At 44.4% G+C, this 4,644-nt stretch carries 3 protein-coding genes; all 3 read right to left on the reverse strand.

The features are described from left to right. Positions 1–786: 786 nt before the first annotated feature. Complete coding sequence (locus HQK80_15630; GenBank protein MBF0223623.1) at positions 787–2,568, reverse strand: ShlB/FhaC/HecB family hemolysin secretion/activation protein; 1,782 nt, start codon at positions 2,566–2,568, stop codon at positions 787–789. Positions 2,569–2,728: 160 nt separating this feature from the next. Continuing rightward, positions 2,729–4,138: a hypothetical protein gene (locus HQK80_15635; protein ID MBF0223624.1), complete on the reverse strand. Its 1,410-nt coding sequence runs from the start codon at positions 4,136–4,138 to the stop codon at positions 2,729–2,731. Then, positions 4,128–4,613 (reverse strand): hemagglutinin repeat-containing protein, encoded by a 486-nt coding sequence (locus HQK80_15640; GenBank protein MBF0223625.1) that lies wholly within the window; start codon positions 4,611–4,613, stop codon positions 4,128–4,130. Before HQK80_15640 ends, HQK80_15635 begins: the two co-directional genes overlap by 11 nt. Positions 4,614–4,644 lie beyond the last annotated feature (31 nt).

Here is a 4,644-nt window from a genome sequence, read left to right on the forward strand (position 1 = left end):
CTTAAGCCAAACTTTCTCTTCAGTGGAGAGGTGAATTGAGGGGGGTTCTGCAAGCGATTGCCCTGCATGCGCATTAGAATAGTATGTGCAAAAAGTGAATAGTAATATGACAACTTGAACTAAAGCGTAATTGTTACCCTTAAGGTGGCGAATAGACATGGAAAAATTAACAGGACATAAAATCATAATTTCCAGCACTTGTGAATCCCGGTTTCATAACAAAGGATGCTTCTCAGCTTATTTTTTGTGTTCGTAAGCTACATATCCTTTCGGATATTTTTCCTGTACTTGTCTGTTGCTCGGTACTTGATTTCACCGCAACATCATTATGATGCTGCAAAAAGTGCGAAAAGGAAAAGAGAAAAGAGAAAAGAAAGAAAAGGGGGCCGCTCTTGCGCTTTAGCTAACTAAAAAAACTAATACTAGTGAAAAAAGGTTAAGTCAAATATATAGTGAAAGGTAGTGGCAGCTTGGTAGAAATTTTCAATTTTCTAGAGTAGAGTAACGGAACAGAGGTCTTCAGTTTCCCTTTGGCTTATCCCGACAACGCAATTTAAAACATAGTTATTGATTCTACGCATCTTGTCTGCGATTCTGACTTAAACCTCAGCAAGGAGACAAGCTATGTTGCCAGATATCCGCCAAACTGATTATTTGTATGACGTTCCAAAACTTGAGTTAGACCGAAGCGACGTATCTTCTCTGCTCTCTGAACTTAAAGGGTTTCACTAGCACTTTGCCGATTGCTTTCTCCGCAGTGAACTGCGAGAGAACTTTTTTCGTAAGTTAAAATGAAAGAGAAGTGCTCAAAAGAACTCGGCCATTTTTGTTGCTATCCATATCAAATGTTCTGTTTGATGAAAGGAGAGGGTGGGAATAGTTCAGATTCACTGACAGTTTTTTATATTTCATGCCGATGCCCACTGCAGCACCTGACAACCAGCGGTTTTCTTGAGAATAATGAGAGAGCAATTGCCCAACATCATACCCAATAAAGGGGCTTACAGAACAATCCTTAATACCAAATTTTGATTCCATTATGTCTGGGGTAAAAGTCAATGTGTTCTGTAGATACCAACCTCTATCACTTGAGTCAGAAACGGTATGAAATCCTCGTACGCTGTAAGAACCGCCGATTGAAATCTGCTCTGAACCGAAAAGGACATCATTGCTGTACTGACCGCTGAAATTTGCAAAATAATTGGATTTAACTCCCGTCACTTCGAGCGGCTTCACATAGGAAAGATTTAATTTCACCGTTTGAAACTGGGATTTCGGCAAGCTTGAATCCTGGGATCTACTATCCTGTTTAGCATTTAATAGCTTAGTGCCGGAGGAATACGTTAGCTTTCCAGATGCAAATCCACCATGTAGCACTGTTGAGTAGTCTATGCCAAAATCTAACACCACTAGTTTGCGGCTAGAGGTGGAAATGAAGCTTCCCATAAAATAATTATCAGATCGTTTGTTAGTCAAAGTGGTAAAAAGATTCAACTTATCCGTTTGGCTTCGGTACATTCTCCAATCAAATGTTGCATATTTATTAACAGATTTTCCCTCGGAGTGCGCTGTTGTGCCATCGGCCAAATTAATGGGTGTAACATATTCCGATCTGCTTGCACCGACTGCAAAAGTGGAATACCCAAATGGGATTGAATAGTTGAAAAGCGCAGAGCGCGAATAACGGCCTGTCACATCGGGAATAGTCTCTTGGAAACTGTCATCAAGCGGTTCCGTAATATTAATAGATACTCCCAGTGAGTCATTAATCCGCAACGGATTATCCAGATTGGCAGATAGCCCCACCTGTCCTTTTCCTGTGGAATCAGAACCGTTGTTATTGTAAGAAAATGCACCTGAAAGCGGTGATTTATCTTCATTGGCAATGATGATTATGCTCTGCCCATCTTTTGTTCCGGGAAGAAGTTTGGAACTTGCAGTATTTGAGGTCAGACGGTTTATCTGATCGATACCCTGCTCAAGGTCACGCAGGTTGAGAATTCTACCCTGCATGAAAGGAAAAGCTGTAAAGAGATTAACTCTGGATGTTTCATTCTCCAACCTTATTTCCTCAACAATCCCCTCCATCACTTTTAAACTCAAAATTCCGGTAGATATGTTCTGGTCCGGAATGATATATACACGTGCCGAGATATATCCTTTCAAGAAATAGTAGGCAAGGATGTCGTTTAGCAAATTATTTATTTCCGTGAAATCAATGGCCTTATTGAGATATTTTTTTGTCAGTTCCCCCTTTTCCTTTTCGCTCAGAAGGGTAGCATTCTGCAATTCGATTGTATGAAATATAAAAGTCTGCCCTCCACTCAACACTTCCTTCCTCTCAGGTTCTTGCACCTCTATTCTTGAATCCTTTTGGGATTTTTCCTGTAATTTTTCCCGATCCCGCTCGAGCTGCAGTTGCTGTTCACGTTGAATCCTTTCGGCCTCATTTATTGCGGCAGCGGTTTCTGACGGAGTTGCCGCAAAAGACACATAAAGTAAGGAGTCGAGCAAAATGACGCCAGTAAGCAAAGCGCAGGTCGATATGGAGGTAATATTTTTTTTCATTTAAACAAACCTGATTCAAATTAGTAACAATGTTAATATTTATTAGCCGATGTGATTTTAGCTGGCGGTTCTTTGTTTCTTCTTGGTTACCTGGTGGAATTTATTATAGCTATACTGCTCGTCACTTTATAAGCCTCCTGGAGGGAACGACAAAAATGGCTTAGCGCCCAACATCGACCCGAGTGGACAAAACTCCTTCATCATCGATTTCTCCTTGAACCATAGCTCCATTTTCACTCATGGAGCCAGAAATTGAATCATCCCGAAAGGTTCCAGAGGCTTCAACACCTCCTTTCTGAGCCTTTGCCGAAAGGTTTCCTTCCTCATCCCTACTGAGTTCGACGCTATCACCATTCACATCCATGGAAACTCCCTTGGCCCCTGCGGTTCCTGATACCTTTACGCCACCAACATCGACACTGGCGGAGACACCCTTCTCGGAATCATAGCCAACACTGTTACCATCGACGCCAGCACTGCCGGACACGCCATGAATGCCAGCCGTACCGGACAGTTCAACCCCACCAATATCAATACTACCGGAGACACCTTTTTCTGAGTCGAGCTCAACCCCAGCAACATTGGCCTTAGCGTTAACGGTCCCATCGGCATTGACTCCTCCTGAAAGATTAACCCCACCAACATCGGCACTCACAGAAGTAGATCCATCAGCATTTATATTCCCAGAGGCCTTTACTCCGCCAATATCAACTGAACCGGCGACACCTTGCTCGGAGTCATAGCCAACACTATTGCCACCGACGCCGGCAGTACCCGATACCCCATTGGCACTCACCGCACCGGAGAGCTCGACCCCGCCAAGCTCAACACTGCCGGAAACACCTTTTTCTAAATCTAATTTGAGACCGGCAATGTCGGTTTTCCCACCAATTTTACCATCTGCACCAATGGATCCTGAGGCCTCAAAGCCTCCAACACTTACATTAGCCGCAGCACCAGCGTCGGTATCATATCCGGCGTTATTCCCTTGATAACCAGCACCAGCTGAGGCTGAACCATCGGTCTTAACACCACCCGAAAGATCTACGCCGCCAACCTGAGTGCCAGCGCTGACCCCGTCCTTACCATACCCGACCTTAACCCCGCCTATTTCAGTGCTGCCTTCCGGGATATTGGCCTGTACACTTCCTGAACTTCCTGAAACACCAACATCACCATAATTAACATTCCCTGACACGCCATTTTCTTTGTCGTATGACAGGCCTATTCCGACAGATTTATCAATATCGGTTTTGGACCTACCACCAGCAGCATTAATCTCTTCACCCTGGGCTCCGTTAAAGACATCGCCCTCTTCGTTCATTTTGCCGCCGGCTGTTGCCGTAATTTTGTCGGCAGATTTAATCTGCACACCTTCCTGACTTTTAGAATAACCAATGTCGGCATTATCTATACTGCCGCCGCTATCACCGCCCTGGAAGCCAACACCTGCCTTGGAACTTTCATTTTTTGTGGCTGTAAAATTCATATCACCTTTGGCATCAAGCGCAACATCACCACGGGCATCGATCTGGGTACCAACCATATTTAGACTGCCATCAGTCTTCATCTTTGTTCCGCCCCCCAGACTTGAAGGTAGCACCCTTGTGGCTAACACTGTCTTCACCCGATAAATTCACTCCAAAATCGGTTGAGCTTCCCCCCTGACTGGTCGGATCGCCCACGGTATCATCAACACTGAGTTCTCCGGAGAGACTCTGTTTTGTGTTGGTGGTCGCCAGGGTATCGATACCCTCTTTGCCTTGCACATCTATCTCATTGCCGGCCTCAACATCGGTACCAACAAATGTAACTTTTTTATCAGCCTTAACGCTTAAATTTCCTCCAGCCTTCAATGTGCCTGCAACTTCAGTGGATTCATCACTGGTATTGGCTTTCACCTCAGCCGAAGAATAGGAGCCCATCTCGTCGGAAGAAAGACTTCCCTCTACCGCCAGACCTTTGGAGCTACTTGTATTCTTTGCAGCATTAAATTCAACAGTACCTGTTTTTGATTCAATGGCTGCATCCCCGGTTGTTTCCAAGTTAGTTCCTTCAAATTTCACATCTTTCTTG

The organism is Desulfobulbaceae bacterium (assembly GCA_015231515.1).
GTDB lineage: Bacteria > Desulfobacterota > Desulfobulbia > Desulfobulbales > VMSU01 > JADGBM01.

What these genes read in the sequence shown, in the direction of transcription:
- HQK80_15630 (MBF0223623.1), bottom strand. Translation starts at nt 2,568, where the DNA reads ATGAAAAAAAATATTACCTCCATATCGACCTGCGCTTTGCTTACTGGC.
- HQK80_15635 (MBF0223624.1), bottom strand. Translation starts at nt 4,138, where the DNA reads ATGAAGACTGATGGCAGTCTAAATATGGTTGGTACCCAGATCGATGCC.